Consider the following 4,089-nt stretch of genomic DNA (forward strand, 5'->3'; position numbering starts at 1 on the left):
GCCCGGTGTTTGCCGCCCACTTCCACCTGCCGGGCGAGCCGACCGGCCCCTACACCTACGGTCGCGACGAGAACCCGACCTGGACGCTGCTGGAGCGTGCCGTCGGCGAGCTGGAGGCACCCGGCCGGGACGATGCCGAGACGCTCGTCTTCGCCTCGGGCATGGCCGCCATCTCGGCAGTGCTGTTCTCCCAGCTGCGCACCGGCGACGTGTGCGTCCTGCCGGATGACGGCTACCAGGCGTTGCCGCTGGTCCGCGCCCGGCTGGAGGCGTACGGCATCGAGGTGCGCACCGCGCCGACGGGCGCCGACGCCCAGCTCGACGTCCTCGACGGCGCGAGGCTGCTGTGGATCGAGACGCCGTCGAACCCCGGGCTCGACGTGTGCGACATCAGGCGGCTCGCCGAGGCGGCACACGCGCGTGGTGCCCTGGTGGCCGTCGACAACACCCTTGCGACGCCGCTCGGCCAGCGTCCACTGGAGCTGGGTGCCGACTTCGCGGTGGCCAGCGGCACCAAGCAGCTCACCGGGCACGGAGACGTCCTCCTGGGCTATGTCGTCGGCCGGGACGCCGAGGTCATGACCGCCGTACGCCGCTGGCGCAAGATCGTCGGTGCGATTCCGGGGCCCATGGAGGCCTGGCTGGCACACCGTTCCATCGCGACGCTCCAGATGCGGGTCGACCGGCAGAGCGCGACGGCCCTGGCGGTCGCAGAGGCGCTGCGCGAGCGGCCCGAGGTGACGGGGCTGCGCTACCCGGGTCTCCCCGGCGACCCCTCGCACACGATCGCCGCGCGGCAGATGCGGCGCTTCGGGTGCGTGGTGTCGTTCACTCTGCCCACGCGTGCGCGTGCCGACCGCTTTCTCGAAGCGCTGCGGCTCGTGGACGACGCGACGAGCTTCGGCGGGGTGCGGTCCACGGCCGAACGGCGGGGACGCTGGGGCGGGGACGCGGTGCCTGAGGGCTTCATCCGCCTCTCGGTCGGTGCCGAGGACCCGGAGGACCTGGTGGCGGACGTGGTGCGTGCGCTGGACGGGTCGGCCGCCTGACCATCCCCACGGACGGTCCGAGCCTCCCCCCTCGTGGCTCGGACCGTCCCCCGGTTCCGCGCGCAAGAACCGCGCGACCAAGGCTAGTTGACTCTCTGTCAGTGTCCAATCACGGTAGCGACAGAGACCTATCGACTTATTTATAGTTGGGCACGGCCGTGGGCGGGTGGCGAGGGGCGGAGAGGGGAGTGCGCGGTGGATCTGGCCTTACTGCGGACCTTTGTGACCGTGCACCGGGCCGGCTCCTTCACCCGCGCCGCCGCCTTGCTCGGTCTCTCCCAGCCTGCCGTCACCTCGCAGATTCGGACGCTGGAACGGCAACTGGGCCGCCCCCTGTTCCTGCGGCAGGCCCGCGGCGTGACCCCGACGAGCATCGGCGACGAACTCGCCCACAAGGCCGCGCCCCATCTCGACGCCCTGGTGGAGATCACCGAGACCGGCCTCGACGACGACTCCTCCTTACGGACCCTGCACCTCGCAGGTCCTCCGGAGTTCACCGCCGAACGAGCCCTGCCCGCCCTCACGGAGCTGACCGGTGAGGACGGCCAGGGCTTTGCCTTGCGCGCTTCCTTCGGGACGGCCGAGGAAACGCTGGAAGGGCTTTCTGCCGGGCACCATGATCTGGCCATCAGCACGGCCCAGCCGCGCGGCTCCCTACTCACGGCGACTGCGCTCTGCGACGAGGAGCACGTCCTGATCGCCGCGCCGCGCTGGGCCGAGCAGATCGGCATCGTGCAACCGGACCGCGAGCCGGAACCGGCCCTCGAGAAGGTGCCCGTGGTGGAGGTGCACGAGTCGCTGCCCTTCGTCTCCCGCTACTGGGCCTCCGTTTTCGACTCGCATCCGGCTACCCCAGGCACGGTGATCGTGCCCGACCTTCGGGCGGTCCTGGCCTGTGCGGCCGCCGGCGCCGGCCTGGCGGTGCTGCCCCGCTATTTGTGTGCGCCGGCGCTGGAGCAGGGCGATGTCGTGTCCCTGCACGAGCCGACGGTGCCGCCGCTGCGGACATACTTTCTGGTGGTTCGGACCGGGACGCTGGCGCTGCCCCATATCGCTCGAGCCCACGAGTGGTTGCAGCGGGCCTCGGCCGACTGGTGCTGAGTCCCTCATGGGCCGGGCTCCGAGCTGGGGTGACGTGGGTTTCGCGGGCGCCCTGGCGGTGACGTCGAGGGCCTTCTCAAGGAGGCGACGGGGGCGCCTTGTGGTGGGTATCGGGGCGCTCGGCACTGTGCCTCACTCTGGGAGCTCGGCCGGTGACGGTTCGCGATGTTTCACGTGGAACCAGCCGGGCCACATTTCACTCATGACCGTCCGACCCGTGGTCAAGCGCACCGCACGCGCCGTTCTGCTGGACGGCGCCGACCTGATCTTGATCAAGCGCACCAAGCCGGGTGTGGATCCCTACTGGCTCACCCCCGGTGGCGGGGTCGAGCCCAGCGACTCGACCGTCATCGACGCCCTGCACCGCGAGGTGTACGAGGAACTCGGCGCCAAGATCACCGATGTGGTGCCCTGCTTCGTGGACACCATGGAGCACATCGGGGAGGACGGCGGAGCAACCGGCGTGAAGGTGCAGCACTTCTTCGTGTGCCGCCTGGAGTCCATGGATCCCTCCCTGCGCCATGGCCCCGAGGTGGACGAGCCGGTCGGCGAGTACGAGATCGTGCGCGTGCCCTTCACCCGGGTCGGTATCGCCTCCGTCCATCTCGTGCCGCTGTCGCTGCGCCACTACCTGGACGGCAACATCGAGGGCGTCCTCGCCATGCACGCGCCCGACCTGGGCTGAGGCCCTGGTCAGCTTCCGGCCGCGACCAGTTCCTCGACGGAGTCGTGCCGTATGCGGTTCGACGGGATACCGATGTCCCTCAGGGCGTCCACACTGCTGCGAATCATCCCGGGCGGGCCCGAGAGGTAGGCGTCGAACTCGTTCCACGGCCCATAGGCGCGTATCGCGTCCGGCAGCTGCTGGTTCGCCTGCTGGTCGATGATCGCCCTGACCGAGAGCCAGGGGTGGCTCTGCTGGAGGCGGAGCATGGTGTCGATGTCGTACAGGTCGTGGTCCGTGCGGGCTCCGTAGAAGACCTCGACCGGCCTGCGGTCCCCATGCTCGGCGACATCTTCGACCAGAGCCTTGATGGGCGCTATGCCCGTGCCGCCGCCCAGGCAGAGCAGGCCGCTGTCAGTGGTGTGGTCCACGGTCATGGAACCGGCGGGCGGGCCGAGCCGGATGATGTCACCGGGGCGGGCGCGGTGCACCAGGGCGTTGGAGACCCAGCCCGCCGGAACGGCCTTCACATGGAACGACAGAAGACCGTCGGAGCGGGGCGCCGAGGCGAAGGAGTAGTGCCGCCATATCCGGGGCCACCAGGGCGTCTCCACGCTCGTGTACTGCCCGGCGAGGAAGGGGTACGGCTGGTCGGGCCGGACGGTGACGACCGCGACGTCCGGGGTTCGCAGGTCGTGCGTGACGATCTCGGCGTACCACCAGGCCGGGGCGCGCAGTTCGTCCGCGGCCGCCGCGTCGATCATGACCTGGGAGATCGTGGTGTAGGCCCTGACCCAGGCCGCCTCCATCTCCGCGTTCCAGACCCCGGCGGCGTATTTGCTCAACGCACCGATGAGGCACTCGCCGACGGCCGGGTAGTGCTCGGCCCGCGTCCCGTACTTCCGGTGCCCCCGGCCGAGATTCTGCAAGTAGTCGACGAGGACATCCTTGTTGTCGATGTGCTCGGCGGCCGTGAGCAGCGCTCTGAGCAGCCGGTCCCGCTGCGTGTCCATCGCGGCCGGGAACAACGACCGCAGGTCGGGGTGGCGAACGAAGAGCAGAGCGTAGAAGTAAGACGTGACCTTGTCGGCGACCGGGGATGCCTCGGCCATGGCGCGGCGGATGAGCAGGGCGTCCGGGGAACCCGCTTCGCCCCGGGGGGTGGCGGCCTCTTCCGGGGACGACACCGGTGCGTACCGCTGGGCGGGGACACGCTGCTCGGCAGCGGCAGTCGGGGGCGGAGCCGGCGTGGAGGCGAAGGGCGTGGGGGTCAGC

General features: G+C 70.4%; 4 protein-coding genes. 3 read left to right on the forward strand and 1 reads right to left on the reverse strand.

Annotated elements, in window-relative coordinates; genetic code table 11:
- The 3 genes from C1J00_RS39430 to C1J00_RS39440 all read left to right on the forward strand — a co-directional run.
- Window positions 1–1,049, forward strand: a 1,049-nt coding sequence (locus C1J00_RS39430) for a cystathionine gamma-lyase (protein WP_102913679.1), incomplete at its 5' end; no start/stop codon positions are given.
- 195 nt (window positions 1,050–1,244) lie between these two features.
- On the forward strand, window positions 1,245–2,150 hold the full coding sequence (locus C1J00_RS39435; RefSeq protein WP_102913680.1) for a LysR family transcriptional regulator: 906 nt from the start codon (window positions 1,245–1,247) through the stop codon (window positions 2,148–2,150).
- A gap of 202 nt (window positions 2,151–2,352) precedes the next feature.
- Complete coding sequence (locus C1J00_RS39440) at window positions 2,353–2,835, forward strand: NUDIX domain-containing protein (protein WP_102913681.1); 483 nt, start codon at window positions 2,353–2,355, stop codon at window positions 2,833–2,835.
- Window positions 2,836–2,843: 8 nt separating this feature from the next.
- Here C1J00_RS39440 and C1J00_RS39445 read toward each other — a convergent pair whose 3' ends face one another.
- On the reverse strand, window positions 2,844–4,088 hold the full coding sequence (locus C1J00_RS39445) for a globin domain-containing protein (protein ID WP_439333475.1): 1,245 nt from the start codon (window positions 4,086–4,088) through the stop codon (window positions 2,844–2,846).
- Between the last annotated feature and the right edge of the window lies 1 nt (window position 4,089).

It is taken from the genome of Streptomyces cahuitamycinicus (genome assembly GCF_002891435.1).
Lineage (GTDB): Bacteria > Actinomycetota > Actinomycetes > Streptomycetales > Streptomycetaceae > Streptomyces > Streptomyces cahuitamycinicus.

Bases quoted from the DNA above. Each gene is read 5' to 3' on its own strand.
- C1J00_RS39440 (WP_102913681.1), top strand. From the start codon at position 2,353: ATGACCGTCCGACCCGTGGTCAAGCGCACCGCACGCGCCGTTCTGCTG.